Genomic DNA, 26852 nt, shown 5'->3' with positions numbered 1-26852 from the left:
CACCCCCGCTGGCACCCTGTTTTTGTATTTGTCACTAGCCAAACCAAAACTGCGGGTGTATTGTGACACATCAGTCAGGAATGCTGAAGTTTGAGCAGATCCAGTTCTCATCTGGGGCCGCAGTCATGTGTGCCTCGTTCTGTACTGCCAGTGTTCCGACTTGATGCGAGGCAAGCAGCTGCCTAGATAGACGGCTGAACCGACCCCCCCCCTAGGAGAGATTCAATGAAGAAACCTGCCATTCTGCTGACCACCCTGGCCCTGATGCTGGCCGCCTGCAACGACACCACGCAGACGACCACCGAGACCACCACTGATGCTGGCGAAACCACCACGCAAACCACTGAGACGACCGAAACCACTGAGACGGCGACTCCTGAAGCCACCAATGCGGTGACTGAAGGCGGCGGTAGCAAGACTGGTAAGGAAAACTATGTTTACATGGCCAGCTCTGACCTGCCGACCCTGGACCCTGGCAATACCTATGACACTGCCAGCGGCGCAGTGCTGGAAAACGTGTATGAAACCCTGGTGGCTTACAAGGGCTCCTCACTGACCGATCTGGAAGGCCTGCTGGCGACCGAGTGGGAAGCCAACGCAGACGGCACCGAGTACCGCTTTACCCTGCGCCCGGATGTCAAGTTCCACAGCGGCAACACCATGACTTGTGCCGACGCCGAGTACACCTTCCAGCGCAACTTGGTCACCAACTCCGCCGAGTCGGGTAACTGGTTCTTTGCTGAGTCGCTGCTGGGAACGGGCGCGAACGCCAACGACGACGATACGGTCACCTGGGAGCGCATCGACAACGCTGTGCAGTGTGATGGTGAAACCCTGGTCTTCACCCTGCCCAAGACCGACCCCGCCTTCCTGTCCAAGCTGGCCTACACCGGTCAGAGCATCGTGGACAGCAAGCACGCCATCGAAATCGGCGAGTGGGACGGCACGGGTGACACCATGGCCGACTGGGTTGGTGTAGACCTGTCCGGCAGCGCCCTGTCCAAGGACGCCAGTGGTACCGGCGCTTACCGCCTGGCTTCCTCTGATGCGACCAACACCACCCTGACTGCTTTTGAAGACTACTGGGGTGGTGCTCCAGCCATCAAAAACTGGGTGCGACAGATTGTGCCTGAAGATTCCAGCCGCATTCAGGCTCTGCTGAGCGGTGATGCCGATCTGATTGATGCAGGCAGCCGTGAAGTGGTTGAAACCCAAATTGCAGGTCAGCCCGGCATTAGTGTGATGGACACGACGACCGATCTTTCTGCACGTGGTCTGATTATGAACCAGGACCTGGAAGGTAGCCAGAACATCGGTTCCGGGAACTGGGGCGACGGCGTACCCACCAACTTCTTTGCTGATGCTCAGATGCGTGAGTGCTTCGTCAAAGCGTTCGACTCAGACGCCTACATTGAACAGGTGCAGCGCGGTAAGGGCGAGAAGATGAACTTCCTGCTGCCCAAGTCCTTCCTGGGCTACGACGAGAGCGTGCCTTACCAGAGTGTTGACTTGGAAGGTGCACAGGCGGCCTGTGAAGCGGCCCACGGTGGCGCCGCTTGGGAAAACGGCTTCACCTTGAATGCTGCGATCCAGGAAAATGCTCCGACCCTGCAAACGGCCATGGAAATCCTCAAGGCCAATATTGAGCAGATGAACCCCAAGTTCCGCGTCAATATCGTGACCAAGCCCTGGAGCGAAATCATCGACAGCTCCAACGTGGAAGCAATGGTGTACGGCGGCTGGGCTCCTGACTACGCCGACCCCGACAACTTTGTTCACACCATGTACCACTCCGAGGGTTACTACGCTCCCCGCACGCACATCAGTGATCCTGAAATTGACGGCTGGATTGACGAAGCCCGCAGCACCATTGATGAGGCCGAGCGTAAGGCGCTGTACAGCCAGATTGCCAACAAGGCTGCGGCCGAGAATTACTACATCATTCTGCCCAATGCTATCGGCATCATGGCGACCCCCAACAACGTCCAGGGCCGCACCCTGGAAACCCGCAACCAGATGCGCGCTGGCGGCTGGCTCATCAGGGACCTGAGCAAGACCGAATAAGCTTTTACTCACTTCCTAGACACTGTTCTAGAAACCACAAGGCCGCCTCTTCGGGGCGGCTTTTTGGTGGTGCTGCACAAAAAACCAGCAGGCCACTGCTGACGCAGCCTGCTGGTGAGGTGAGACCGGAAAGCTTAGGCCAGATCGTCCAGCAGCTCCTCCATCTCCTTACGGAGGCATGTGAACATGGGCGTGTCCTGCAAGGTGTAGTTGCTGGCCTCGGTGTAGCGTAGGCGGTGAACCAGGTCCACGAATTCCTGGGGGTAGTCGCTGTCAAAGGCCACCACGAATTCCTGATCGTCAATGCCGTAGGAGTAGCTGGTGTTGATCCGCACGCCCTTGAACGGCTCGGAGGCGTAGATGTGCTCGTCCATCATGCCCTGGCGGGAGTAAGGGGTCAGGTCGTACCACTCCCGCTTTTTGACGAAGGGATAGATGAACAGGTATTTGCCCTTGCCGGGCAGCATTTCCAGGCCGTGACCGCTGCCTTCAATGCGGACCACATACTGGCTACGCTTTTGCATGCTCAGGTAGCTGTAGGGCTGGGTCAGGTAACCCATCAGGCGGGTGCGGTTCAGCCGGGCCTGGGCCTCCTGAAAGTCGGCAGGGTCAAAGGCGATGCGCCACAGCATGAAATCAGTGTCGCCGCGCACGCCGACCAGCGAGTAGGTACGCTGAATCAGTCCCTTCTCACGCGGGGCGTCTTCGGTCCAGCCCTGCACGGCCCCCAGAAATTCGGACTTGATCTCTTCACGCTCGGCTTGGGGGAGACGGCGAAAGGCCGGGTCCAGCTTGTAAAAGGCGTAGTGCAGGAACTGGCGCATCTGCTGATCCGGCCCTCGCTGCGTGACCTGACCGCTGGGGTCCAGGTCCACCATGCGGCCCCGGCCTTTGCGGGCGGCGACGGCCGGGCCACTGGGTTGCATGGGCGGAGCGCCTTCGGCTCCCTGTAGGGTGGTGCTGGGAGCGCCCTGAGTCTCAGGAACGGATGGATCGGTCTTGGGATCGGTCATGGCATCTATTGTCGCATGCCCCCGGCCTGCGCCTGGGGGACGATTTTCCCGGCTGCACTAGTCTGGACAGATGATCTTCAAGCATGTTTCTTTCCTGACCACCGATCTGGAACGCACCCTGGACTTTTACGCCCTGCTGGGAGCTGAGGTGATTCGCCGCGTACAGACCAGTGAAGGCTATGACCGAGCGGTGCTGGACCTGGGGAATGGCAAATTGCAGTTGTTCCAGATCACCGGTGAGGCTCCAGTTCCACATGCTCACTGGGCTGAACACTTGGCCCTTGAAGTGCCCGACCTGACGGAGTTGGTGGGTCGGCTGCAGGCTGCCGGACACACACTCAGCCGCCCATTGCAGCCCAGTCCCGGTGGCCGCTTGATGGCCTTTGTGCGTGATCCGGATGGTCGCTCGGTGGAACTGCTGCAAATTCGCCTAGAAGATTAAAAGGACCGCCGCACGGGATCAACTCCTGGTGCGGCGGCCTTTTTCCTATCGGGTTAGGTCAACCTTACGGTCCTTCGGTATAGATCTTGGACGAGTAGTAGTACTTTTCCAGCGCCAGCTTGCCCAGAGCGACCAGTGGCACAGCGATCAACGCCCCAGCAAAGCCCAGCACGCTGGCCCCGATCAGGATACTCAGCAGCACGGTCACTGGGTGCAGATCGGTGGTCTTGGAGAGCACCATCGGACTGAGAAAGCTGCCCTCCACTTGGTTGGCGATCAGGAATACGGCGATGGCCATGACCACTTTGCCCAGGCCCATGGGGATGGCCAGCAGTACCGCTGGCACCGCCCCGATGATTGGTCCCAGGTAGGGAATGATGTTGAAGGCTCCGGCCAGAAAGCCGATGGCCAGCGCACTGGGAATACCCAGCAGGCTGAGGCCCAGCGCCACCACCGACCCCACGAACAGCGCAATCAAAAGCTGGCCGCGCACATAGCCGCCGATGGCGGTCCCGGCCAGGTCGGAGAATTCCAGGACACGGGGCTGCCAGGGGCGGGGAAACATTTTCAGCATGGCCTTGTTCACGCGGCTGTAGTCCAGCATTAGATACACACTGAGTAGCAGGATGATCACCACTCGCCCCAAAACGCTACCGATGGTGATGATGGACGTGAACAGCGCGCCCTGCGGGTCCAGCCAGCGTTGCAGGATCGGCACGAGGTTGTCGCCCAGGTTCTGGGTATAGGTCTGAATGGTGGTGGTCAAGCCTTCGCGGATGTCTTCCAGGCCCGTGACCCCCCGGCCCTGTAGCCAGGTCGTGGCCGAGTCGGCCCAGCCCTCTAGGTTCTGGATCAGCTGGGGCAACTGCCGCAGCAGGTCGATCAGCTGCCCGGCAATGGCACCCAGCAACGCCCCAGCCAGGGTCAGCAAGCCCCCGAACAGGAGCAGCACGAACAGCACACCCAGGCCACGCGGAACCCGGCCACGTTCCAGCCAGTTCAGCAGGGGATTGGCGATATAGGCGATCAGGTAGGCCACCGCGAAGTTGACGATCACGGCCCCGATCAGGCCAGCGAAACGCAGGGCCACCAGGGCCAGCAGGATAAACACCACCAGGCGGAGCCAGGGATTGCGCCAAGCGTGCTGAAAGGCGTTGGGAGGTTTGGGTGCGGAGATCACGCTCCGCAGTATAGGGAGCTGACAGGTGAGGAAGAATGGAGTCTGGAAGCTGGATGAACGCAGCGGCCCGGAATGCTGAAACTGTGGGCCTTTGCTCCCGCCGCTGACAAATGCTTTACACTCTGGATCATGTCAGAACGTACTTTTGCCATGATCAAACCCGACGGTGTCAAGCGTGGCCTGACCGCCGAGATTCTGCGCCGCATTGAGCACAAGGGCTACCGTGTGGTGGGCCTCAAGCTGTACCAGATTCCCCGTGAAGTGGCCGAGAACCACTACGGCGAGCACTCGGACAAGCCCTTTTTCGGTGAGCTGGTGGACTTTATCACCTCCGGTCCAGTGGTGGCCATTGCTCTGGAAGGCGAGAATGCCATTGCTGGCTGGCGCAGCATGATGGGCGCGACCAACCCCGCCAACGCTGCTCCGGGCACCATTCGTGGTGACTTCGCCACCAGCATGGGTGAGAACGTCTCGCACGGCAGCGACAGCCCCGAGAGCGCCGAGCGTGAACTGGCTCTGTTCTTCAGCGACAGCGAACTGATCAAGTAAGCCATATTTCTGCAGAGGGCTGTAGGTCGTGGAGACCCGGTGGCCCTCTGCTCTTTTTGATGGGTTAAACCCTGCGCTAGCCTGGGCCAGTGCCCTGGCTGCCCCACCACTGGACTTTGATGCTGACAGCCGCGCTGTTGCTGACCCTGCTGATATTGGGCCTGGGCCTCCAACTGCGGCGCTGGCAGACGGCGCGGGCCTGGCATCATGCCCTGTTTTTCGCAGTGGTGGCTGCAACTGCCCTCAGTATGGCGTTGGCTTGGCGCTTTGCTGCTCCCTGGCCCTGGCTGCTCCCTGCTTTGGGTCTGCTGCTGCTGATGCCCCGCACCCAGCCAGGGCGGGCGAATCACTGGGGCCTGGCGCTGGCCTGCGCGGCAGCCTTCGCCATAGGGGCATGGCGGGTGTGGTCATTCGCCTCCTAGAGCGTGGCTTTTGCAGGTTCTACCGCACTCGTGCGCAGCTCCAAGCCATGGCGGCTCAAGCGATAGGTCAGATGTCTACCTGTGTACCTATCCCCCGGCGCTGCGCCTCTATGTAGGTGCCCTGCGCCACCGCCAGATCAAAGTAAGCTGCGCCCACGCATTTGAAGAAGATGATCTCCGCGTCCGATTCGCGGCCTGGTTTGGCTCCGGCTACCACACCTGCCAGGTCCGAGTGGGCTTGGCCGAAGTTCCAGACTCCGGCCTGCTCGGCATGAATCAGTTCTCCGGCCTCGGAGCGGGTGCCTTCCAGCGTATCCAGCACGATTTTGTCAGCCCGCTGGATGGTGGTCAGGTCTACCTCACGCATAGAAGGCAGATAGGAACCGATTCCACTGACAAACGTGCCGCTCTGCAGCGCCGCTCCATCGAAGACTGGCGTGCTGGACTGCGTGGCAGCCACCACCATGTCGGAGGCTTCGACCAGGGCTTCGGCCGTGGGGGAGACGCTGATCTGTACGTCCGGCAGTTCGGTGCGGAGTTCGGCGGCCAGTGCCTCGGCTTTGGTGGGGGTACGGTTATACAGCCGCAATTCCCGCAGGGGCCGGACCTGCCTCACCGCCCGAATTTGATCCGCCGCCATGCCGCCGGTGCCGATCACGCCCAGGCGTTCAGCTCCTGCGCGGGCCAGATGATCTGCCGCAATGCCAGTCAGCGCCCCAGTTCGCAGCCGGGTGAGGTAAGACGCACTCATCAGGGCGATGTGCTGGCCTGTCTCTGCCTCGGTCAGCACAATCACGCCCTGAATGGTCGGTAGCTTCTGGGCGGGGTTCTGCGGAAAAACGGTGACCACCTTACAACCCACTGCCCCCAGGCCGCCGATGCCGCTGGGCATATACAGCGCCGAGGCCTCTTTCTCAGGGACCTCCAGCACCAATCGGGGCGGGTTCTGTACCTTCCCGGCGTGCTCGGCCTGAAGTGCCGGAATCAGATCACGGATGGCCTGCGGCATTCCATAAAAGGACTGAATCTGCTGTTCACTGAGAATAAGCATAGGCCCAGAGTAGAGGAGCCAGGCGCCGCCTGGGCACATCTGCCCCGGACCCGGCTGCTAGGCTGGACCGAATGGAACTGATCGAGGGGCTGATGGCCCGGCGGACCACCAATGGACCTTTTCGCCCTGACCCGGTATCGCGTGAGCATCAGCGCCTGCTGATGCAGGTGGCCCAGGCGGCGCCCAGCCATTTCAACTCGCAGCCCTGGCGCTTCGTGCTGATTGAAGACCCGCAGACCATCGGCCGCGTGGCCGAGATTGCAGGTCAGAGCATGACTGAGCTGATCGAGGCAGGCATTTTCTTTGAGCGCTACCGCAAGTATTTCCGCTTCTCGGAAGCCGAGATGGAGCAGCGGCGCGACGGGATTCACATTGATCATCTGCCCGCCCCGCTGCGGCCCTTTACCCGGCAGATCTTCAGCGATTCGGGCCTGGGGCTGATGCGCAAGCTGGGCGTGCCCAAGAAACTGGGCGAGGACAACCGCCGCTTGGTGGCCGGCAGTCCGCTGCTGCTGGCCGTGTTGCTGGACAAAGAAGAATACCGCCCCGGTGAGCTGAGCGGCTTTTATTCGGTGTTCGGGATGGGCGCAGCGGTGCAGAACATTTGGAATACGGTGGGCGAGCTGGGCATGGGCATTCAGTTTGTCTCGACCCCGATGGAAATCCCCCGTCAGTGGCAAGCCATTCGGGCGTTGCTAGCCGTGCCGCCGGAGCTGGAATTGATGGCGGTCTACCGCCTGGGGTATCTGCCGGATGATCAGGCCCGGCCCAGTATTGACTGGAGCAGCCGTCACCGCAAGCGGCTGCCGCAGTATGTCTACCGCGAGCAGGTGGGCCAGCCTGAAACCGACTGATGGGGGGGTTCGAGTTGGCGCGGTTTCTGTGAAGAACAAGGGGGCGCGGCCACTTTCGCTCGGCAGCCGCCCTGCCAGAGTGGGCCACGACCAGGCACGGGTGTGCCTCAAGGGAGCCGTATGAATGAAGAGTTTGACCTGTCTGCCCAACCTGCTGAGCCCTCGCCGATCAGCGCTGCTGCCGCTGGGACTTTTGCGATTGGCGGAGAACTGCGGGTGGCCCGGCTGGGATTCGGGGCGCTGCACACGGTAGGGCGCGGGGCGTGGGGCCTGCCCACCGACGAAACTCAAATCGCTGAGGTGCTGGAGTTGGTTCCGCAGCTGGGCATCAACCTCATTGACACGGCTGACGCTTATGGGCCTCATCTCAGTGAGGAGCTGATTCGCCGCACCTTGCACCCCTACGACACGGTGGTGGTGGCGACCAAGGGGGGACAGGTGCGCCCTGGCCCCGGCGAGTGGCGGCCCCTGGGTCAGCCGGATTATCTGCGGCAGTGTGCCGAACTGTCACGCCGCCGTCTGGGAGTAGACAGCATCGACCTGTGGCAATTGCACCGCATTGACCGCCGGGTGCCGCGCGACGAGCAGTTTGCCGCCATCCGCGACCTGCTGGATCGGGGCGTGATTCGCCATGCGGGCCTGAGTGAGTGCCAGCTAGAAGACATTGAAGTGGCGCAGCGCTACTTTCCAGTGGCCACGGTTCAGAATCAGTACAACCTGGTTCACCGCCGCAGTGAGGCCGTGCTGGACTACTGTGAGGCCCATGGAATCGGGTTTATGCCCTGGAATCCGCTGGGGCTGGGACAGCTGGCGGGTGCGGGCCATGTGCTGAGCGAGGTGGCCGCAGAACTGGGAGCCACCCCCGCGCAGACCGCCCTGGCGTGGCTGCTGCGCCGTAGTCCAGTGATGCTCCCGATTCCGGGGACCTCGCGTGTTTCGCACCTGCGCGAGAACGTTGCCGCTGCGTCGTTGGTTCTGAGCGATGAGGAGTTTGTACGGCTGGATCAGGCTGGGCGCCAGGAATGGCAACAGGAGTTGACTGAGGACGAAGAGCTGCTCTGAGCAGCCGTCTGATGCACCGCTCTTGACCCGGCAGATTGAATGGCCCAGGTTCGCCGGGGTGTAGAATCAACGCGAACTTCCTTACATTATGAGGGGCAGTCTGGGCTTCGCGCTGTTCCCCCGTCCGTAGTTCCGTTGGTGGCAGCGCCTCAGCGGCGGAAGGAAGTCCACGGAGGATGGTTATGAAACAATCCAAAGCCCTGCTGTTCGCCCTGCTGGCGGCTGCTCTGCCCACTGCACTGTCCGCTGAAAGTGACGTACCGATGTTTGCTGATCTGGTAGAGGAGTTCGCGGAGGACTACAAGCCAGTAGGCAGCCCGGTGGATGGCCGCCTGGTGGCTGAAGATCAGAAGCTGGTGATGTTGAAGGTCCCGGCCAACGGCAACTACATGCTGATGGCAGCGTGTGACGACGAGTGCTTTGACATTGACCTGACCTTGTTTGATGCCAATGGGGACATGCTGTACACCGACGTGTACGACGATGATTACCCGGTGGTCTACGGGGAAGACCTGAAGGCGGGCACCACCATTTACGCGCTGGTCGGTATGTATGACTGCTTGAACGAAGACGAGGGCTGTTTTTACCGCCTGGGCCTGTTCGCTGAGAAATAAGCACCGAAACTGCTGCCTCCGGTCATCCCTCACAGGCCGGCAGCGGTGAATGTTACGGCGTGCCGGGTGGCCGGGGGCGCACAATACAGGGATGACTGACATGCCTGTGCTGCGTTCCCTGGTGACCGGGGCCCCGCCCCACCGCGCTGGCCAGACCGAGATCGGGGAGGTGGCCCAGGCCATGTTTCCCCGGTTGGCGGGCCGCCGCAACCTGCTGGATGTATTCGGAAACGCCCAGATCGAAAGTCGTGCGCTGGCCTGTCCGCTGGAGTGGTATCAGACGCCGCGCACGTTTGGGGAGAAGAATGCGGCTTTCGTGCAAGAGGCCCGGCGGCTGTGCGCGGAGCTGGGGGCTCAGGCGATACGGCAAGCGGGCGTCCAGCCTCAGGACATCAGTGCGGTGGTCGTCGTTAATACGACGGGCATCAGCACACCCAGCCTGGACGCCTACCTGACCGAAGCCCTGGGCCTGAGCCGTCAGGTGGCCCGCGTGCCGCTGTGGGGCCTGGGGTGCGCGGGTGGTGCAGCGGGACTGGCCCGCGCTGCTGATCTGGTGCGTGGCGGTCACAAGGCAGTGCTGTACGTCGCGGTAGAGCTGTGTAGTTTGACCCTGCTGACCGACGATGAATCCGCTTCCAACTGGGTGGGACTGGCCCTCTTTGCCGACGGTGCGGCAGCGGCGGTACTGACCGCACCGGACCTGGATGCGGCCCCACCCCGGCTGGCCCTGCATAGTGCCCGCTCCACGCTGATTCCGGACAGTGAGGACATCATGGGCTGGGACGTGGTGGACAGTGGCCTGAAGGTGCGATTCAGCCGCGACATTCCTGCGCTGGTCACAGAAATGATGGCGGACAATGTGGCGGGGGCGCTGGCGCAGGCCGGCTGGACGCGGGACCAGGTGAACTTCTGGGCGGTGCATCCCGGTGGGGTAAAGGTGCTGGAAGCTTACGCTGGGGCGCTACAACTGCCAGCCCAGGCCCTGGCTGCCAGCTGGGATGTGCTGCGCCACAACGGCAACATGAGCAGTGTGACGGTGCTGTTCGTCCTGCGGCAACTGCTGGACCAGGGGGTGCAGGGCCGGGGGCTGCTTAGTGCGATGGGTCCTGGATTCAGTGCCGAGCAGGTTCTGATCGAGGCGCTCTGATACCCTGATTCAATGGCAAATCCCGAATTTGTAGGACTGGTCACCTCGGTGTCCGCTACCGCCGAAGCTGCTCTGGGCCAGCTTAACGCGGCAACCAGCAGCGCTGCCCGCGACGGTCTGCTGGATGAAGGCCGCTCGGTACAGGTGGCCGAGCGCTCGCTGAACCTGCTTCTGATGCTGGCTGAAAAGACGCGTGGCAACCTGGACTTTGAAGAAGCTGAAATCCTGACGGACGCCGTGGCCTCGCTGCGTGAACTGCTGCAGGCCCGTCAGGAGCAGGTTCGTCCTCAGGCCTCCAACTGATGCGTGCCCTGATTCAGCGGGTCACACACGGGCGCTGCACAGTGGCGGGCAAGGTGACCGGCCAGATTGCGGGCGGGTTGGTCGTCTTGCTGGGTGTGGGGCCGCAGGACACCGCCGCTGAGGCCACCAAGCTGGCACAGAAAATTGCCCGCCTACGCATCTTTGGCGACGATGCCGGCAAGATGAACCTGAGCGTACATGACTTAGGTGGCGAGGTGCTGAGTATCAGTCAGTTCACGCTGTACGCGGACACCCGGAGTGGCAACCGCCCCGGATTCAGCCGTGCTGCGCCGCCTGTCCTGGCTGAGCAGCTGTATCACACGTTCAACGCTGCACTCCGCAGCGAGGGGCTCACAGTCGCAGAAGGTATTTTTGGCGCAGATATGCAGATTGACCTGTGCAACGACGGCCCGGTGACGATCATGCTGGACACCGATGAGTGGGCGCAGGCAAGGGGGTAGAGCATACCAGCGAGGGGGGCGGCGCAATATTCATCTGCGCCGCCCCTTCTCGTTCACGGCTATTTCAGCTGAGCCAGCAGATTTTGCGCGGCCTGCTTATCGCGCTTGTCCCAGAAGGTGTTGGCGGGGAGTGACACGGCTTTTTGCAGCTGTGCCTTGGCTGCGGCCTTGTCACCCAGCAGGTTCAGGGCGCGGCCATATTCCAGGCGGTGAATGATCCGGTTTGGCTCCAGATTGACCGCCTTGTTGAAGTTGGGCTGAACTTGATCGGCCTTGGCACCCGTCGTGGCGCGGGCGGCTCCACCCTTGGCCCACAGTTCGGCGTGCCACAGCCCCAGTGCCACATAGGCTCCCGCCAATTTGGGGTTCAGGGCGATGGCTTTTTGCAGGTTGTTCTTCATGCTGCTCGCCAGGCTTAAGCTCTGGAGAATACCAGCACTCTGCGCCAAGCGGCCCTGAGCGCGGGCCAGCTCAAAATAGGCTTCAGCGTTGTTTGGGTTCAGCGACACGGCTTTCTTGGCGTAGTCCTGGGCACGTCCATACAGCGCTTTGGTATCGCCGCCCAGCGAGGCTCCTAAGGTGGTGGCCTCGGCAGCCAGGGCGTATCCGGCACTGGTGTTCAGGGCGGCTGCGGCCTGCGATGCGCCGCGCCAGTCCCCTGCGTCCAGCTTGGCCTGCGCGGCGCTGAGGCTTTGAGCGCTGGCGACACCGAATGAAAGCGTGGCACTGAGGACGACACTGGTTGAAATCACTTTGAACATAAGTACCTCCGTGGCAGCCCTGCGGCTCCCACTGCCGCCGACCTGACACGGTTCCCCCTGCATTTCCCCTGCCCGCCCAATCGGCCTTTTTCCTTTGATTTGAATCAAGTTCAAGATTAAGCTGGGTCAAACGTTTTGATTGGGGTCTGAAGTACATCTCATCCGGTAAGTCTTGGGCCAAATCCTTGTTGTTTGTCAGATGGTGTAGGCAACGACCTGGGCACAGCCAAAGAAAGAGCCGCCCACTGAAGAGGGCAGCCTGTAAGTCGGAACATTCAGGGTTAGGGTTGCAGGCGTGCCAGTCCTTCGGCCGCTTCAGGATGGTCAGCCTGGAGGTTCAGCGCCTGACGGTAGGCCTGGGCGGCCTGCTGCGGTTGGGCAGCCGTGCCCGTGCCGCTGCGCTCTAGGCTGAGGCCCAGGAAGTAATAAGCGTCGGCGCTTTGGCCGGTGCTGGCGGCGTCGCCGAAGTTGCTGCGGGCACGGGTCAGGTCCCCAGCGTCCAAGTTCAGGCGGCCCAGATAATATGAGAAGTCGGGGTAGCTGCCGCCACTCAGTTCCAGGGCGCGTTCCAGTTGCACGCGGGCGGTGAGAGGTTCACGGGCCAGATAGCTGACCACGCCATATTGCCCTGCTGCGTATGCGCTGGTGGGAGCCAACTGTACGGCCATGGCCGCTTGCGGACGGGCCACCGCAAAGTTCCCGCCCTCGGCCAGCAGGCGGGCAAAGTAGGCCCGGTTCAGGGCGTCGCGTGGCTGGGCCAGCACCGCCCGCTGAATGGTCGCGATGGCTGCAGTCAGGTCGCCGCCAGCGTACTGCGTTTCAGCCAGATTAAAGAGAATTACGCTCTCAGTTGGGTTCAGGCGGCTGGCTTCCTGAAAGGCACGTATGGCACCGCGCAGGTCCCCTTGGAACCGCAAGATGTAGCCGCGCTCGTTCCAGATTTTGCTGGCTTCGGTTCCCCGGCGCGCAGTGGGAAGGCCACTCAGTGCACGTTCAGCAGCGTCCAGCGTCGCCAGTGCGGAGCGCAGATTCGCATCACCGCCTGCGGGCTGTCCCAGCCGAATTTCGCCGCTCTGCGGTAGCCGGTCCTGCCGGAAAGCCAGGGAGTAGGCCTGCGACAGGGCAACATGAGCGCTGATGTTGGCCGGATCCAGCTCAAGCAAGCGGGTCAGGGTGGCCGCTGCGGCACTGCTCTGGCCCAAGCGGGTCTGGGTGCGGCCCAGGCCCAGCAGGGCGTCGGGGTTGGTCGGGTTGGCGCGGACTGCAGCGCCGTAGGCCACCAGGGCACGCTGGAAGTTGCCCTGACCGTAGTAGAACTGACCCACTGTCACGTAGCTGCTGGCCGAGATGGGAGCCGCCTGCTGGGTCATGGGGACCGGCCCGGTCGCTGATGACTGGGCTGCCGCTGGAAAGAAATACCCCGTGCTGAGGAGGCCCAGGGCCGCAAGAGCCAGCCCCGGCGTCCGCTTGAGAGAAAAGTTGCTCACAGTAGACCCAGTATAGGGCGCACCCTGCTGGGCCATTCTCGGCAACTTAGAAGAGGTAAAGACCACCCCAAATTTGACCGTGGCGAGACTGGGGCAAAAAAATGAAAGCGCCCAGGGAAATTTCCCCCGGCGCTTCTGGCGTTGGATCTGGCCGGATATAGGCTGGCCAGATCAACGCGTGAACCTTAGCGGCTTTGTGGAGAGCCGTTGTGTCCTACATCGGTGCCTTTGACCGACTCAGGCTTCTGATCCACTTCCTCGCCCTTGTCCAGCATGTCCTGCTGCTGCACACCCTTGATGTCATGCAGGGAGTTGGTGTCTTTGTCGCCACCTTCCGGGCTGGGGTTTTGCTGGGCAGGATGATTCTGGTCTTTGGTCATGGCTTCCCTCCTATAAGTGGAATGGCTTCAGCCTAGAGCGTGCGCAAGCGGTCCAGGTTGGAATGCCCTTGTGGGAATGTTGACGCCGCCGGGATCAGCCGTGCCCTTCCTCGCGTTCACCGCTTGCACTGCCAAACGTCCGCTCTAGGCCCGTGACCAGTGCCCTCGTTTCTGCAGGAGTGAGGTGCGCCTCGGGGTGAAGGGGCAGGTAAGTTTTCTCCGGCATCTCGCCCTTTTCCACCGTTGCGGTAGCCTCGTCCGCTTCACGGCCAAAACCAGGTGCGCTGATATTGAACCGCTGGCCGACCTTCATCCACATGCCGCTGGGTCAGCCAAGAAGCCGGGGCCACGTTGGAGTATCAGGGCCAGACGGTTGCATGGCTGTGACAGTCGGCGCAGGCCCGTGCAAAGAGGTCCGTGGGCTGTCCCAGGCTGGCTGGGCCTGCACAGGCGGGTTGCTGTGACTACGCCCGTAGGGAAGCAGTTGCAGGGCCAGTAGGGCAGCGGCGGCCACACCCAGCCACTTGAAAGAACCGTTGCGAGCAGTTGTCTGATTCATGATGGCTATCCTCCTTGAATTCCCTTGGCTGGGAAAAAGTCACTCTGGACGGTTAAAGCTGGTGACGCAGCAGCCGCAGTCCCATAAACACCACGAATACCGTGCCGCCCTCGTGCGCCACCACGCCCAGCGGCAGTGGAATCTGCCCGGCAATCGCCAGCGGCGACACCACCAGAATGATTCCGAACGCGAACAGCAGGTTCAGGCGTACGGTGCGCCGGGCGTCACGGGCCAGCCGCACTGCGCCCGCCAGTTTGTGCAGGTCCCCCTGCATCAGCACCACGTCGGCGCTCTCAATGGCCACGTCGGTGCCGGACCCAACCGCAATCCCCAAGTCGGCGCGGGCCAGGGCGGGTGCGTCGTTGACCCCGTCGCCCACCATCGCCACTGGTCCAGGCAGTTCACCGATGATCCGCAGTTTGTCTTCGGGGCGCAGTTCGGCGCGGTACTCGGTCAGGCCGACCTGACCCGCCACATGCTCGGCCACCTCGGCGCGGTCCCCGGTCAGCATGACGCGGTGTGGTACGCCCGCCGTTCTCAGGGACGCCATTGCCTGGGCCATGCCGGGGCGCAGGGTATCTGCCACGCCCATCACGCCCAGCACCTGACTGCCCCGGCCCACGACCACCGATGAACTGCCCTGCTGCCCCAACTCGGTCAGGGCCTGGGACTGCGTGGCACTCAGGGCGGCACCCTGGCGCTCAGCCATGCGGGCATTTCCGGCCCATACGACGTCACTGCCGAGCGTCCCCACGATGCCGTGGCCGGGCACCGCTTCGCCGCCCTGCACCGCCGGGGTGCTCAGCCCCCGTTCTTCAGCAGCCCGCACCACCGCCTGAGCAATCGGGTGCTCGGAGTGCCGCTCCAGTCCGGCGGCCAGGCTCAGCGCGGCAGCTTCGTCGTCCGCCACCACCCGGCTGACGCTCATCTTGGCCTGGGTCAGGGTACCGGTCTTATCGAAGGCCACGGTATTGATTCCAGCCAGAGCGTCCAGTGCGGCGCTGCTCTTGAACAGCACCCCACTGCGGGCCGCGGCTGCCATCGCACTGAGCATCACCGCAGGGGTCGAGATGACCACCGCGCAGGGACTGGCCACCACCATAAAGGTCATGGCGCGGTACCAGGCGTCGGCACTGGGCAGGCCGCCGAGGGAGTACAGCGCCGCAAAGACCAGTGGCACGGCGATCAGGACCAGCGTGGCGTAAGGGCTTTCCCAGCGCTCCGAGAGCATTTCAGTTTGGCTTTTCTGGGTCTGGGCTTCTTCCATCAGGCCGACCAGCCGCGCCAGGGTACTTTCGCCGGCTGGGCGCAGCACTTCGGCCTCCACGCTGCCGTTCAGGTTCACCGTGCCCGAAGACAGCGGGCTGCCCACTTCCTTGTCGATCGGGCGGCTCTCGCCGGTGATGGGCGACTCGTCCACAGCGGTATTGCCGCGGATCACCTGGGCGTCGGCGGCGATGCGCTCGCCCGGGCGCACCAGCAGCAGGTCGCCCACTTGAATCTCGCCCAGCTCACACCAGCGTTCCACACCGTTCCTGCGGATGGTCGCGCCTTCGGGGTTGAGGTCCATCAGGGCGGCGATCGCATTTTTGGTGCGGCCCATCGCCCAGTCCTGGAGGGTATTGGAGAGGCTAAACAAAAACAGCAAGATGGCCCCGTCTGCCATCTGTCCGATGCTGGCTGCTCCCAGGGCCGCCAGGACCATCAGAAGGTCCACATCCAGCTTGTGTTCCACCGTCAAGGTGTGAATGGCTTCGCGGGCTGCTGGAATGCCGCCGGCCAGAAAAGCAACGATGTACCCGGCCCACATCAGCGCTGGCAGGTGCAAAACATGCTGACCGGTGAGTCCGACGATTAAACCCAGTAGGGTCAGGGCCGTCAAGAGTACGGCCCGCTTCAGTGCGGGCGAGAGCTGAAAAGTGGCCGTGCTGGGAGTGCGGGTTTGTGGGGGTGGCGGTGTGGGCGTGCCATGCGAGTTGACAGTGGTGGGCGCGGACATTTCAGGCTCCTCAAAGAGAGATTGCTTATTGAGAATAATTCCTACTAAGCCATTCTACTCTCTGGGCACACTGCACTCAACGCATAAATCGCAGCGGAGAAGTCGGTGTTGAGCGGGTGGGTTCTAGGCTGGCCCGGACCAGAGATATTCCTTGCGCCACGGCTCGCCCCGGCGAATGGTCGGCACTTTGAGGCCCAGCACCCGCGCTCCACCCTTCACGGCAGCCCGCAGCAAGAGGCGTGGGTCCATCTGCGGATACAGCGCCTGGGCGAAGGCCAGTTCGTCGCGTGCGTCCAGCGTCTCGCCGCTCGCCACCGAATCGGTCCCCAGCGCGATTTCTATGCCTGCCGCTGCAAAGTCGCTCCAGCGAAAGCGCCCACATTCCAAGTGCTGGTTGGAGCGCGGGCAGGTCACCACCGCACAACCTGCCTGCGCCACCCGCACGATGTCTTCGTCTGTGACATTCACCATGTGGACCAGCGTGGGGCGGCGGTGCAATACACCCAGTTCGTCCAGGTAGCGAACCGGAGTCAGGTCCGGTTCAGGGACACGGCCGATCACCTCGGCAAAATTCTCGGGGGAGAGGCCGGGAATGCGGTGTTCCCAGAGTGGTCCTGCGCCCGTGGCGAACAGTTCCAGTTCACTGGGATGCTCGGCCACGTGGATCTGCATGGGCAGGCCCTCGCCCGCCGCGTAGTCACTGACCAGCCGCAGAAGCGGTGCGCTGACCGTGTAGGTGGCGTGCGGCGACACGCCCAGCCGCAGCCCGCTGGGACGCTCCAGACGGCGGTATCGGTCAATCTCCTCACGGAGGCGGCCAAAGCGCTCCTGGGCCTGCTCCGGCTTTGGCCCCAAGACTTCCAGATACAGCACGCCGCTGAGGTCCTCGCGGGGCAGCAGGGCTTCCAGGACCGCCGGATCCCACACGATGTCGCCCACCGGTTGTCGCAGCGCCGCCAGCGTGTCGGCTCCGATCTGGGCTGCGGTGACCCCACGGAGTTCCTTTTGCGCCACCACCACTTCAGGAATCCAGCGGAAATAGGGCAGCGCCTGAAAGCCGTAAGCACTCATGTCCAGATGGGTGTGGGCATTGACCGGAGGCGGGGCAATCACACCGCCCACCGCGATCTCCTGCGCCTGCGGATAATTCTGACGGAGCAAGTCGGGATGGCCGGTGGCCGCCACTGTGCCGCGCGACACCACCACTCCACCCGGCGACTGTGCACCACCCATGCCCGTAAAGAGGAAGTCGGCGGTGTAAAGGACTGGGGAGTGATCGGCGGAAAGGTCAGCTGGGGAAGAGGAGGTCATCTCTGCTCAGGGTAAAGCACGAGGTTGAATGGTTCTCGTCAGTGGAGCAAACAAAAGTGCTACGCCGCTCGTTGAATGTGGCGTGGCGATTTCTACGTTCTGGCTAGTGCTGCCGGGATCAGCGTCCGTCTTCACCGCCGGGAAGGATCAGCGCCCGTCTTCACCCAAGGTCGGGGAGTGCTGAGCAGCGTACATGGCAGCTCCCACGATCCCGGCTTCGTTCTTGAGGGCCGCTGGGACCACTTCGGAGCGCTGTAGCTGAATGTACTGCAGCCACTTGTCGGCCTTTTTGGAGATGCCACCACCCAGGACGAACAGGGTTGGGCTGAACAGCAGTTCCAGATGCTGGAGGTAGCGGCTGACCCGTCCGCCCCACTCCTCGTAGCTCAGTTCTTTTTCCTCGCGTATTCGCGCCGAGGCCCAGCTTTCGGCATGACGGGCCTTGCCGTTGCGGCTGCTCAGGTAAAGGTGGCCCAGTTCGGTGTTGGGAACCAGCACGCCGCCGTGCAGCAGTGCCGAGCCGATGCCAGTGCCCAGCGTGACCACCAATACTACGCCCTCTACGCCTTGGGCCGCCCCAAAGCGGGCTTCGGCCAGGCCAGCGGCGTCGGCATCGTTGAGCAGATGGACATCAAAGTCGATGCCCAGGCCGCGTGTCAAAAAGGCGTCGGCGTCCATGCCCACCCAGGCCTTACTCACATTGGCGGCGCTAAGGGTGCGGCCCTGCTGCACGATGCCCGGGAAGGTCACGCCGATAGACCCCTGATGGTCAAAGTGGCGGACCAACTGGCCGAGTACGCCCAGTACAGCGTCCGGTTCGGCACCTGGGGGGGTCGGAATTCGCATCCGTTCGGCCAGCAGTTCCCCGGTGTCCAGATTCACAGGAGCTGCTTTGATGCCACTACCGCCGATGTCTACGCCAAGTACCACGCTCATGGCTTGCAGTATACGGGTGGCTTTCAGCACTGAGATTGAAGGTGAAAAATTTGCTTGCCCGTGCGACGCTGTCTCTTGCATGAGACAAAAAAAACCCGCCCCGAAGGGCGGATCTCACGCATACTGCCGCTTAGGCAGCGTTCTTGCCGTCGCGGGCCTGCTTGGCGGTGTCCACCAGGGCCTTGAAGGTTTCAGGCTCGCGGGCAGCGATGTCGGCCAGAACCTTACGGTTCAGGTCCACGCCAGCCACCTTGAGGCCGTTCATGAAGGTGGAGTAGGTCATGCCGTGCAGGCGAGCACCGGCGTTGATACGCTGAATCCACAGGCGGCGGAAGTCACGCTTCTTGTTGCGGCGGTCGCGGTACTCGTAGGTCGCAGCGTTCAGCAGGGTCTGGAAGGCGTTGCGGTACTGCTTGGAGCGTGAACCCCAGAAGCCCTTGGCGCGCTTGAGCACCTTTTTGTGACGGCGGCGGCGAATAATACCAGTCTTGGCGCGGGGCATTATTTACCTCCTGCGTAAGGCTTCATCGCCTTCATGCGGGCCCACTCGCTCTTGGCCAGGACAAAGCCCTTGCCTTTTTTGCTGATCGAGTCGCCGCTCTTGCCGGTGTTCTGGTGGCGCTTACCACTCTTGAACGCCATGACTTTGCCAGTCGCCGTGATCTTGATCCGGCGCGCAGCACTCTTTTTGGTCTTCATCTTGGGCATAGTTCTCCTTGGAGGCGGACAAACACATGCGGCTGCACGGTCGCCGTCTGGGGGTCAGGCCACTTCCACTTTGAATTTGAAAGTCGTTAGGCGCCTGTCTTGCACCCCACTTTGCCAACTGAGAATTGTAGCAGGGCTAGCCAGGGGCCGCAAGCTGAGAGACGGCTTTTCAGTGGCCGTTCTAAGGGCGCTCTCTCCTGACCGGGGGAGCGGCATGCTGTCCTTCCACGATTTCCAGGCGGTTGCCCCAGGGATCGCGCAGATAGAGGCGGGGCACGCCAGCATCATCGTCGGTCCGGTAAGGGACGCCGTGCCCCTCAAGCTGGGTCATGACCCGGCCCAGGTCGGTGCAGCGCAGGGCCGGATGCCCCTTCTGACGTGGCTGGAAGTCCGGTGTCACGCCGATATGCAGCTGGCGGCCATCCGGCAGGCCGAACCAGGCCCTACCGCGCACGGCCAGGAGCGCAGGTTTTTGCAATTCGGGGAGGCCCAGCAGCTCACCGAAAAATTGCCTGGCAGCGGATTCGCAGTCTGCGGGGGCTTCAATTTGCACGTGATCCAGTCCGGTGATCAAAGTCATGGGCTCAGCCTAGAGATCAGGGCTGCCAAGGAAATGTACCCCTATAGGAACAGGTTACAAAACGACAATGCCGCTGTGTTTGGCCTTTTCCTGCGGCTCCACATGAATGGTGACGCGGGCACCGGGGACTTCGGCTTCCAAAACCTCTTCCAGGCGGTCACAGATGCCGTGTGCCTGCGAGACGGTCATGTCCCCCGGCACAACCAGATGGAACTCGATAAACGTGACCTGCCCGGCGGTGCGGGTCAGCACGTCGTGGGCTTCCAGGGCGCCCTCCCCATGCTGCGCCAGCAGTTCGCGGATGCGGGTCTGGGTCTGAGCATCTGCCCCCGCGTCCATCAGGCCGCCCACCGATTCGCGCATCAGGTGCCAGCCACTCCAGAGAATGTTCAGCGCCACGAGGCAGGCCAGCAGTGGGTCCAGCACATGCCAGCCGGTCAGGGTGGCCAGCACCACGCCGATCAGCACGCCCACCGAGGACACCACATCGCTCATCAGGTGGCGTCCGTCGGCGGCCAGGGCGGGCGAGCGGGCGCTGCGGCCCACCCCGATCAGCCGGGTGGCCCAGACGCCGTTGATGACCGATGCCGCGACGCTGAGCGCCAATCCCAGCGGCGGCAACTGCAGCGGGCCTGGGGCCAGCAGCTGTGGTCCCGCTTCCCACAGGATTGCTAGGGCCGCCAACACGATCAGCACGCCCTCCAGCACGGCGCTGAAATACTCGGCCTTGCTGTGGCCGAAGGGGTGGTTGTCGTCGGCGGGACGGGCCGCGACGTTCAGGGCGATCAGCGCAGCGAGGGCGGCGGCCACGTTGATGATGCTTTCCAGCGCGTCCGAATACAGCGCCAGGCTGCCAGTCAGCAAGTAGGCAGCGTACTTGAGGCCCAGCACGGTCAGCGCGACCAGCACGCTGATTCGGCCCAGCTTGACCAGATGTTGGAGGGGTGCGGAGGCCGCCGTCACAGGTTCCAGGGTAACAGGTTCACTCATTGAGGCTGGAGGTCAGTCTGATTTCTTGAATATGGGGCAGCAGGAAAGCCCGTAGGCTGGCCGCACTCAGGTCCGCGATCAGGTAGGGTACGTCGTAACCTGCTGCGGCAATATCGGCTGGGCTGGGTATTGAGGGGCCGCGTGGGTGACTGTGAAAGATACCGACCAACTCCAACTCCTGCTCCCGGAAGCCACGCAGCACCCGGATCAGCGCCGCTGGGTCCGCCTGATACTGCACCTGAGGGCGTGGGGCGACATTGGGCAGTGGGGCGTAGGCGTCGGCTTGCCAGCCGCCTTCGACCTCCCAGCCAGCCAGCACGCCCACGCACTCCTCTGGGGCCTGTGCTTGAGCATGACCCCACAGCTGCCGCCGTAAGGGGTCGGGCAGATGTAGCCTGGGAGGGGCAGAAGGCATGGACGCAGCATAGGGCAGCGGGGATCAGGCCGCTTTGACTACTCCACGGGCCTCTGCCTTCCCAGCAAACCTCACCCGCCTTGATATGCTGCTCTGCGTGTCCAAGGCCAGCCGCGCCGCCGAGCGCAAGCCCAAAACCAAGGGGCAGAGGGCCCCGCCGCCTTCCCGCTCTCCGCTAGACAGCGAAGCGGCGGGCCTGCTGCTGATGGCGGTGGGCCTCTTTCTGGCGCTCACCCTGGTGCTGCCGCTGATCGAAAGCCTGGGCGGCGAGCGGCTCGGCGGTGTGCAGCCTGAAAGTGGACTGAACCTGACCGGAGCGGTGCGGAGCGGGCTCCTGCGCTGGCTGGGCTACGGGGCTTATTTGCTGGCGTTGATCCCGCTGGGGTACGGCGTGCTGATCTTTATGGGCCGCAGCGTGCGCCGTTTCAGCCGCCGTGTGCTGGGCGGCACACTGGTGGTCTTCGCGTTGGCACTGCTGGCTGCGCCCTTCTGGCCCTTGGCGGCGGGTGAGTTGGCGGTGGCGGCCATGCGTCCGATCACCGCTGTGATCGGGCTGGCCGCGCTGCTGCTCCCGCTGGCCCTGCTGCTGCTGGGGCTGGACCTGCTCCGCCAGCAAGCCCCCCTGAGCCATTTTAAGAAGGTGGGCCGGGGGTTCAGCCATATGGCCGTGTCAGGTGCTGACCGCCTGGGTGACGCTGTTCAGGAACGCCGTGAAGGCCGCGAGGTGGCCCGCGCCCGCGGTTCACTGCGCGGAGAATTGCGCCGTCATCTGGGGCAGTTGGAAGGATTGGAGCGGGTCTGCCCGGACCGCCCCGAGCTGAAATTGCAGCTGGACGAGGTGCGCGGCGTACTGAAAGAAGTCCGGCGCTTGCCCGAACAGGATGTAGAACACTACCGCAGTGAGCTGGAGGAATGGGACCGCCAGCTGGGGACCATGACCTTAGAAGAACTGGAAGCCCTGCGTGGCCGTATCGGGCAGGAGGCGGGGTCAGCAGACACGGTGGCTGAGCAGATAGAAGAAAAAGCCGCTGCCATCCGCCGGGGCCGCCATGAGCTGGGCGCAGAACTGCACTCTACGCAGGCCAGTGCTGCGCTGGAGGTGGTCCGCAGCGGTCTGGTGGGTGAGTTGACCCGGCTCTCGCAGCGGGCTGGCCGCCTGGACCGTGCACGGCAAGCGGCCGATACTGGACTGACCAAAGCGGCCAAAGGTGGCAAGCAGGCCTCCACGCAGCCGGCCCGGCTCAAGGTGCTGACCCGTGAAGCCAAAGCTCACGCCAGCCGCCGCGAAAGCTGGCAGAACCTGGCCGCAGGCTGGGCCGACTGGCAGGAGTTGGAGCCGCTGTATAGCGGCTGGCCGGATCTGGCCGCGGCCTACGACCGCTCGCCCAGTGAAGAGGCCGCGACCGCCCTGGCCGCCGCTCTGGCTGCCCAGCCGCTGGATACCCTGGGCCAGCGGGACGACTGGGCACAGGCCCTGCGCGATGGCACCTTTCCTGCCCCGGCGGGTGGAGTGCCGCCAGTGACGGCGTCCCCGGCGGCTCAGACTGTCGCTGCACCCCAGCGGGTCGCGGTCAGCCAATTGACCCATACCAGCGCCAGCGCTGAGCTGGACCCCGCGCTCAGCTTCGACTTTGCCGAGGAGGAGTTGCACGCTGAGCCAGTACGGGCAACTCCTCCTCGGCAGGTGGTGTCAGCCTCAGCATCCGCTGTCGAGCTTGATCACGGAGAAGACAGCCTAGAGGACGACTGGCAGCCCCCAGCCCCGCCAGCGCAACCTGTCCAGCGCACAGCGGAGACACCCCCCTGGGAAGGGTCTAGGGTCGGCGCGGTGCGCATGACCGTCAGTGCCCATGCTGCTCCTGAACCCGCTCGTCCCCCTGCTGAAACCAAGCCCAAACAGGGCGCCCTGGAACTGGCGCTGCCTGGTACGGACCTGCTGGACCCTGTCCCTGAAGCGGCGCACAATACGGCGGCGCTGGACGTGTCGGCGCGGCAACGGGCGGCATTGATTGATGAAACGCTCTCGCAGTTCAATCTCTCGGCGCGGGTGGTGGACTATGCCCGCGGCCCCACCGTGACCCGCTACGAAATAGAACCGGCCCCCGGCGAGAAGATCAGCCGCATCGCCAGCCTGAGCAACGACCTGGCCCGCGCTCTGGCGGTGGCAGGGGTCCGGATTGAGGCGCCGGTGCCGGGCAAGAGTGTGATCGGTCTGGAAGTCCCCAACGCCGAGCGCGAGCCCGTCACCTTTCATCAGGCCGTCGCCAGTTCGGCCTACCGCCGTACCAAGGCCAGCCTGCCGATTATCCTGGGCAAAAGCATTGACGGTGAGCTGATGGTGGGCGACCTCGCCAAGATGCCGCACCTGCTGATTGCGGGCAGCACCGGCTCCGGCAAGTCGGTTTGTGTCAACACGCTGATCAATTCGCTGCTGTACCGCTTTTATCCGCAGGAGCTGCGCTTCTTGATGATTGATCCCAAGATGGTGGAGCTGACGCCTTACGACGGCATTCCCCACCTGGTACGCGGCGTGGTGACCAACCCGGTGGACGCCGCCGGGGCACTGCTCGGCGCAGTGGCCCACATGGAGCGCCGCTACAAGATGATGAGTCAGGTGGGGGCCAAGAATTTGGCGCAGTTCAATGCCAAGATGCGCCAGGTGGGCGAGCCGGAGTTGCCACACCTGATCATCATCATCGACGAGCTGGCCGACCTGATGATCACCAGCCCCAAAGAGGTGGAAGCGGCGATCATGCGCCTGGCCCAGATGGCGCGTGCTACCGGGATGCACCTGGTGCTGGCGACCCAGCGGCCCAGCGTGGACATCCTGACCTCACTGATCAAGGTCAACGTGCCGGCCCGCGTGGCCTTTGCGGTCAGCTCCGGGCACGACTCGCGCACCATCTTGGACGCGCTGGGCGCCGAGCGCCTTACCGGGATGGGCGACATGCTGTTTTATCAGCCGGGCCTGATCAAGCCCGTGCGCCTCCAGGGACCGTTTATCAGTGAGGAAGAGTCGGTGCGGGTAACCAGCCTGTTGCAGCGGATGATCTTTGATGATGGGTTTGTGGAAGCTTACGGCTCCGACTTTGATGGTGCAGTGATGGCGGAGGGGCCCAGTGCCGATGCCGGCAACATGGATTTCAGCGATCCGTACCTGCGCCAAGCTGCCCAGATCGTCGTGGAGGAGGGGCAGGGGAGCGTGTCGCGCCTGCAACGCCGCCTCAGCGTGGGTCACGCCCGCGCCGGCAAGCTGATGGACATGCTTGAGGCGATGGGGATCGTCAGCAAGCACCAAGGCAGCAAACCGCGCGACGTGCTGATTACTGAAGCGGACCTGCCGGAATACTTTGGGCGGTAAACCTGCGGATCTGCGACATAGAGCGCAGGACTAAGTCTCCCCAGTCCTCAGCCCCAGCAGCGCCCGCGCCCCGCTTTCGCATTCCCGGCGGTAGGCGTCCAGGTCCGGTTCGCTGTCCGCCACGAAGCGCAGGCTGAGGCCTTCAACCAGGGCGCGGAGTTGTCGGGCGCGGGTATCAGCCCCAGCCGCGCCGCTCAGCCGGGCCAATTCCAGGTCCAGAGCGTGGGTCTGGCGTAAAAATTCGTGCTGCACATTCCGCAGCGCGGTGTCATGGGATGCAGCGCTCTGAAAGTCCAACCAGACGGTATAGAAGCGCCGGGTGTTTTCTACGCCATAAAACTGGTTCTCCACGTAGGCGCCGAGCTTGGCTTCAGGGGTAGCCGCCTGGCGCAGTGCCCGGCGGGTGGCCGCAGTCATGGTGCGGGTAAAGCGCTGCATGGCTGCCGTCAGTAGCCCCGCTTTGGAGCCGAAATGATACATCAGCGTGCCACGGCTGACCCCGGCTTCGGCGGCGATGTCGGCCAGGGTGACCGCGTGATAGCCGCGCTCATAAATGGCCTGATAGGCCGCTTTGGCCAGCGCGGTGCGGCGCTGCCGGTCCTGAATGGGGTCTACGCGGCGGGCCATCGCAAGTCAGTTGGCGCTGAACTCGACCCAGCGGGCCAGGTCTGCCCAGCAGGCGGCGGGGCTGGTGGCTGCCTGACCCGGTGGCAGTGCCGACACGGTCTTGGCGTGGGTGCTGGCGGTCACGGTTCGCAGCAGGCCCCGCTGCGACAGGTAAAGTTGCGCCACCTGGGCCTCACCCTCGGTGCTGGGATAGACATAGCTGGCAAGCAGCCCCCAGTGCTGACCGCGTGCAGCAGGCCGGACCGAGACTTCCCGCATCCCTTGCCTGATCAGGCTCTGGCGCACCTCGCCCGACAGCTTGACGGCGTCCTGGTGGCCCATCAGCGGAAACGCCTGTCCACGCTGCTCGGTGCGGTAAGTGCAGGCGCGCGTGGGATCGGCCCATTGTCCGGGCGCCACCTGGGGCCAGGCCTGGGCCTGGGTGGGAGCGGCAAGTGCGGTGAGGCAGAGTAGGGCAGCGAAGCGGCGGAACACGCCCGCCATGCTAGTGCATTCTCAGTTGTGGAAGCTGCGGAGAAGCTGCCCCCTCGATTCTCTTGCCTGTCACTTTACCCGTAGAGATGCCCTACTCTGAATCCTGATGCCCGTGTTTGCCCTGGACAAGCCTCTGAACTTCACCTCTCACGACGCCGTAGCGCGGGTGCGCCGGCTGCGCGCGACCAAAAAGGTGGGTCACACCGGCACGCTGGACCCGCTGGCGACCGGGGTGCTGGTGGTGTGCGTGGGCAGCAGCACCAAGGTGGTGCAGTTTATGGAGCGCGATTCCAAGGATTACCTGGCCTGGATGAGCCTGGGGGGCAGCACGCCCACGCTGGACGCCGAAGGCCCGCTGGATGAGGTACAGAGGCTGGTGACGCCCGACCCAGCGCAGATAGAGGCGGCGCTAGCACAGTTCGTGGGCGAGGGGTTGCAGATGCCGCCGCAGTACTCGGCCATTCAGGTGGGTGGCGTGCGTGCCTACGATGTGGCGCGGCGTGGGGGAGAGCTGAACCTGCCTGCTCGGCCCATCACCATTCATTCACTGGAATTACTGGGCGTGTACGACTCGCTGGCCACCGCTCCGCAGCGTGTCTCGCCGGGACCGGATGGTTGGGGGCCGGACCCGCAGGGGCGAGAGGTGCCCTTGCCTCCCGCTCTGGGCGACTTTCCAACCCTACTGGTGCGGGCACGGGTGGGCAGCGGGACTTATCTGCGCTCGCTGGCCCGTGACCTGGGTGCGGCACTGGGGGTTCCGGCCCATCTGTCCGGCTTGCTGCGAACCCGGGTGGGTCAGTACGACCTGGCAGACGCCCTGCCGCTGGATGAAGTGGCCGGGGCCGCAGGGTACAGCGATCTGAGCGCCCTGACCTTGCCCCACCTGCAAGTAACAGCGAACGTCGCCACCGAGCTGCGCCAAGGCAAGCGCCCCCGCCGCCCCGAAGTGGGCCGCTACGCTGTCATTCAAGGCGGTGAATTGATTGCGGTGGCCGACGGCGACGGTGAAATGCTGAAAGCCGTGCGGGTGTGGGCCGACTGAGATAGGAAAAGCGGCGACCAGGAACCCAGTCCCTGCTCGCCGCTCTGATTTTGATCTACC

Annotated in this window: 29 protein-coding genes; 12 read left to right on the top strand and 17 right to left on the bottom strand. The window is 63.4% G+C overall.

Annotation, left to right across the window (positions count from 1 at the left end; all coding sequences use genetic code 11):
- Positions 1-225: 225 nt before the first annotated feature.
- Complete coding sequence (locus LMT64_RS06040) at positions 226-2064, top strand: ABC transporter substrate-binding protein (RefSeq protein ID WP_229253076.1); 1839 nt, start codon at positions 226-228, stop codon at positions 2062-2064.
- Between the two features lie 134 nt (positions 2065-2198).
- Here the strand turns inward: LMT64_RS06040 and LMT64_RS06035 are convergent, their stop codons facing one another.
- The gene (locus LMT64_RS06035) at positions 2199-2990 is read right to left on the bottom strand and encodes a chlorite dismutase family protein (RefSeq protein ID WP_126350997.1); all 792 of its coding nucleotides are present in this window, start codon (positions 2988-2990) and stop codon (positions 2199-2201) included.
- 157 nt (positions 2991-3147) lie between these two features.
- On the opposite strand from LMT64_RS06035, the gene LMT64_RS06030 reads away from it, so the two are divergent.
- Complete coding sequence (locus LMT64_RS06030; RefSeq protein ID WP_324295854.1) at positions 3148-3519, top strand: VOC family protein; 372 nt, start codon at positions 3148-3150, stop codon at positions 3517-3519.
- Between the two features lie 64 nt (positions 3520-3583).
- On the opposite strand, the gene LMT64_RS06025 is transcribed toward LMT64_RS06030, so the two are convergent.
- Complete coding sequence (locus LMT64_RS06025; protein WP_126350917.1) at positions 3584-4699, bottom strand: AI-2E family transporter; 1116 nt, start codon at positions 4697-4699, stop codon at positions 3584-3586.
- Between the two features lie 129 nt (positions 4700-4828).
- On the opposite strand from LMT64_RS06025, the gene ndk reads away from it, so the two are divergent.
- Together ndk and LMT64_RS06015 are read left to right on the top strand one after the other, a co-directional pair.
- Positions 4829-5248: a nucleoside-diphosphate kinase gene (gene ndk, locus LMT64_RS06020; protein ID WP_170165885.1), complete on the top strand. Its 420-nt coding sequence runs from the start codon at positions 4829-4831 to the stop codon at positions 5246-5248.
- 89 nt (positions 5249-5337) lie between these two features.
- The gene (locus tag LMT64_RS06015) at positions 5338-5670 is read left to right on the top strand and encodes a hypothetical protein (RefSeq protein WP_324295853.1); all 333 of its coding nucleotides are present in this window, start codon (positions 5338-5340) and stop codon (positions 5668-5670) included.
- Between the two features lie 67 nt (positions 5671-5737).
- On the opposite strand, the gene LMT64_RS06010 is transcribed toward LMT64_RS06015, so the two are convergent.
- Positions 5738-6721 carry an ornithine cyclodeaminase family protein gene (locus tag LMT64_RS06010; protein WP_126350915.1) on the bottom strand — a complete coding sequence of 328 codons (984 nt, stop codon included), beginning with the start codon at positions 6719-6721 and terminating at the stop codon, positions 5738-5740.
- 71 nt (positions 6722-6792) lie between these two features.
- On the opposite strand from LMT64_RS06010, the gene LMT64_RS06005 reads away from it, so the two are divergent.
- The 6 genes from LMT64_RS06005 to dtd all read left to right on the top strand — a co-directional run bounded on the left by LMT64_RS06005 (position 6793) and on the right by dtd (position 11162).
- Positions 6793-7575, top strand: a complete 783-nt coding sequence (locus LMT64_RS06005; protein WP_126350914.1) for a nitroreductase family protein — start codon at positions 6793-6795, stop codon at positions 7573-7575.
- Between the two features lie 120 nt (positions 7576-7695).
- A complete protein-coding gene (locus LMT64_RS06000) occupies positions 7696-8637 on the top strand; it encodes an aldo/keto reductase (protein WP_126350913.1) in 942 nt (313 codons plus the stop codon).
- Between the two features lie 182 nt (positions 8638-8819).
- Positions 8820-9251, top strand: coding sequence for a hypothetical protein (locus LMT64_RS05995; protein ID WP_126350912.1), 432 nt, complete (start codon positions 8820-8822; stop codon positions 9249-9251).
- A gap of 91 nt (positions 9252-9342) precedes the next feature.
- Positions 9343-10398, top strand: a complete 1056-nt coding sequence (locus LMT64_RS05990; RefSeq protein ID WP_229253075.1) for a type III polyketide synthase — start codon at positions 9343-9345, stop codon at positions 10396-10398.
- A 12-nt stretch (positions 10399-10410) separates the two neighbouring features.
- A complete protein-coding gene (locus tag LMT64_RS05985) occupies positions 10411-10701 on the top strand; it encodes a DUF1844 domain-containing protein (RefSeq protein WP_126350910.1) in 291 nt (96 codons plus the stop codon).
- Complete coding sequence (dtd, locus tag LMT64_RS05980) at positions 10701-11162, top strand: D-aminoacyl-tRNA deacylase (RefSeq protein ID WP_126350909.1); 462 nt, start codon at positions 10701-10703, stop codon at positions 11160-11162. Before LMT64_RS05985 ends, dtd begins: the two co-directional genes overlap by 1 nt.
- A gap of 59 nt (positions 11163-11221) precedes the next feature.
- On the opposite strand, the gene LMT64_RS05975 is transcribed toward dtd, so the two are convergent.
- The 12 genes from LMT64_RS05975 to LMT64_RS05920 form a co-directional block, all read right to left on the bottom strand.
- Entirely contained in the window at positions 11222-11923 is a 702-nt protein-coding gene (locus tag LMT64_RS05975; protein WP_126350908.1) for a tetratricopeptide repeat protein, read from the bottom strand.
- A gap of 281 nt (positions 11924-12204) precedes the next feature.
- Positions 12205-13410: a tetratricopeptide repeat protein gene (locus LMT64_RS05970; protein ID WP_229253074.1), complete on the bottom strand. Its 1206-nt coding sequence runs from the start codon at positions 13408-13410 to the stop codon at positions 12205-12207.
- Between the two features lie 185 nt (positions 13411-13595).
- Positions 13596-13790, bottom strand: a complete 195-nt coding sequence (locus tag LMT64_RS05965) for a hypothetical protein (protein WP_126350906.1) — start codon at positions 13788-13790, stop codon at positions 13596-13598.
- 94 nt (positions 13791-13884) lie between these two features.
- A complete protein-coding gene (locus LMT64_RS05960; protein ID WP_229253073.1) occupies positions 13885-14109 on the bottom strand; it encodes a heme-binding domain-containing protein in 225 nt (74 codons plus the stop codon).
- Positions 14110-14401: 292 nt separating this feature from the next.
- On the bottom strand, positions 14402-16348 hold the full coding sequence (locus tag LMT64_RS05955; RefSeq protein WP_126350905.1) for a heavy metal translocating P-type ATPase: 1947 nt from the start codon (positions 16346-16348) through the stop codon (positions 14402-14404).
- Positions 16349-16471: 123 nt separating this feature from the next.
- Positions 16472-17659, bottom strand: coding sequence for an amidohydrolase family protein (locus tag LMT64_RS05950; RefSeq protein WP_126350904.1), 1188 nt, complete (start codon positions 17657-17659; stop codon positions 16472-16474).
- 147 nt (positions 17660-17806) lie between these two features.
- Positions 17807-18595 (bottom strand): polyphosphate--glucose phosphotransferase, encoded by a 789-nt coding sequence (gene ppgK, locus LMT64_RS05945; RefSeq protein ID WP_126350903.1) that lies wholly within the window; start codon positions 18593-18595, stop codon positions 17807-17809.
- A gap of 130 nt (positions 18596-18725) precedes the next feature.
- Entirely contained in the window at positions 18726-19097 is a 372-nt protein-coding gene (gene rplT, locus LMT64_RS05940) for a 50S ribosomal protein L20 (protein ID WP_126350902.1), read from the bottom strand.
- The gene (gene rpmI / locus LMT64_RS05935; RefSeq protein WP_126350901.1) at positions 19097-19303 is read right to left on the bottom strand and encodes a 50S ribosomal protein L35; all 207 of its coding nucleotides are present in this window, start codon (positions 19301-19303) and stop codon (positions 19097-19099) included. The genes rplT and rpmI overlap by 1 nt, the downstream gene beginning before the upstream one ends.
- 181 nt (positions 19304-19484) lie before the next feature.
- A complete protein-coding gene (locus LMT64_RS05930; protein WP_229253072.1) occupies positions 19485-19883 on the bottom strand; it encodes a VOC family protein in 399 nt (132 codons plus the stop codon).
- Positions 19884-19937: 54 nt separating this feature from the next.
- Entirely contained in the window at positions 19938-20873 is a 936-nt protein-coding gene (locus LMT64_RS05925) for a cation diffusion facilitator family transporter (protein WP_126350899.1), read from the bottom strand.
- Positions 20866-21288, bottom strand: a complete 423-nt coding sequence (locus LMT64_RS05920) for a Mov34/MPN/PAD-1 family protein (protein WP_126350898.1) — start codon at positions 21286-21288, stop codon at positions 20866-20868. The genes LMT64_RS05925 and LMT64_RS05920 overlap by 8 nt, the downstream gene beginning before the upstream one ends.
- 85 nt (positions 21289-21373) lie before the next feature.
- Here LMT64_RS05920 and LMT64_RS05915 point away from each other — a divergent pair, with 85 nt between their 5' ends.
- Positions 21374-24649: an FtsK/SpoIIIE family DNA translocase gene (locus tag LMT64_RS05915; RefSeq protein WP_229253445.1), complete on the top strand. Its 3276-nt coding sequence runs from the start codon at positions 21374-21376 to the stop codon at positions 24647-24649.
- A 30-nt stretch (positions 24650-24679) separates the two neighbouring features.
- On the opposite strand, the gene LMT64_RS05910 is transcribed toward LMT64_RS05915, so the two are convergent.
- The gene (locus tag LMT64_RS05910) at positions 24680-25276 is read right to left on the bottom strand and encodes a TetR family transcriptional regulator (RefSeq protein ID WP_126350896.1); all 597 of its coding nucleotides are present in this window, start codon (positions 25274-25276) and stop codon (positions 24680-24682) included.
- Between the two features lie 6 nt (positions 25277-25282).
- Positions 25283-25750 (bottom strand): hypothetical protein, encoded by a 468-nt coding sequence (locus tag LMT64_RS05905; protein ID WP_126350895.1) that lies wholly within the window; start codon positions 25748-25750, stop codon positions 25283-25285.
- Positions 25751-25856: 106 nt separating this feature from the next.
- On the opposite strand from LMT64_RS05905, the gene truB reads away from it, so the two are divergent.
- Positions 25857-26792, top strand: a complete 936-nt coding sequence (gene truB / locus LMT64_RS05900; RefSeq protein WP_126350894.1) for a tRNA pseudouridine(55) synthase TruB — start codon at positions 25857-25859, stop codon at positions 26790-26792.
- Positions 26793-26852: the final 60 nt, after the last annotated feature.

Origin of the sequence: Deinococcus radiophilus, assembly GCF_020889625.1 — a bacterium.
Taxonomy (GTDB): domain Bacteria; phylum Deinococcota; class Deinococci; order Deinococcales; family Deinococcaceae; genus Deinococcus; species Deinococcus radiophilus.
The sequence above is the reverse complement of the archived record's forward strand: the minus strand, read 5'-3'. Positions and strand labels throughout refer to the sequence as shown.